Source organism: Acinetobacter sp. WCHAc060025, from assembly GCF_004209355.1.
GTDB classification, from domain to species: Bacteria; Pseudomonadota; Gammaproteobacteria; order Pseudomonadales; family Moraxellaceae; genus Acinetobacter; species Acinetobacter wuhouensis.
In genome coordinates this window covers 1-1,106 of sequence record NZ_SGSX01000057.1, presented here as the reverse complement: position 1 = coordinate 1,106, position 1,106 = coordinate 1, and the positions used below count along the sequence as shown (strand labels likewise).

At 43.9% G+C, this 1,106-nt stretch carries 1 protein-coding gene; it reads right to left on the bottom strand.

Annotation, left to right across the window (positions count from 1 at the left end):
* Positions 1–1,106: elongation factor Tu (tuf, locus tag EXE09_RS18625; RefSeq protein ID WP_213073899.1), on the bottom strand; the 1,106-nt coding region annotated here is incomplete at both ends.

Here is a 1,106-nt window from a genome sequence, read left to right as displayed (position 1 = left end):
ATCGCAAAACGTAGACCTGGGTCCATTGCGATTGGGTGGATTAATTCTACTGACATTTCTACGTTGTCACCAGGCATAACCATTTCTACGCCGTCTTGAAGAGCGATAGCGCCAGTTACGTCAGTTGTACGGAAGTAGAACTGTGGACGGTAACCGTTAAGGAATGGAGTATGACGACCACCTTCTTCTTTAGAAAGTACGTATACTTCTGCGTCGAATTTAGTGTGCGGTTTGATTGTACCTGGTTTAGCAAGTACTTGACCACGTTGAACGTCTTCACGTTTAGTACCACGTAGAAGAACACCACAGTTCTCGCCCGCACGACCTTCGTCAAGAAGTTTACGGAACATTTCTACGCCAGTTACAGTTGTTTTAACTGTATCTTTAATACCAACGATTTCAACTTCTTCACCAACTTTTACGATACCAGCTTCAACACGACCTGTTACAACTGTACCACGACCAGAAATAGAGAATACATCTTCGATTGGCATCAAGAATGCTTTATCGATCGCACGTTCTGGTTCTGGGATGTAAGTGTCAAGCGCTTCAACAAGAGCAAGAACAGCTGGAACACCGTACTGGTTGTCTTCACCGTTAAGTGCAGCTAAAGCTGAACCACGGATAACTGGAGTGTCATCACCAGGGAAGTTATAAGTAGAAAGAAGTTCACGAACTTCCATTTCTACTAATTCGATTAACTCTTCGTCATCAACGATGTCACATTTGTTTAAGAAAACAAGAATGTAAGGAACACCTACTTGGCGAGAAAGAAGGATGTGTTCACGAGTTTGTGGCATAGGACCATCAGTCGCTGAACAAACAAGGATTGCACCATCCATCTGAGCAGCACCAGTGATCATGTTTTTAACATAATCGGCGTGTCCTGGGCAGTCTACGTGAGCGTAGTGACGGATTGGAGAATCGTATTCTACGTGAGAAGTATTAATAGTAATACCACGTGCTTTTTCTTCAGGTGCAGAGTCAATTGCAGCGTAGTCTTTCGCTTCGCCACCAAAAGTTTTTGCACATACAGTTGCAATCGCAGCTGTTAAAGTTGTTTTACCATGGTCGACGTGACCAATTGTACCCACGTTTACGTGTGG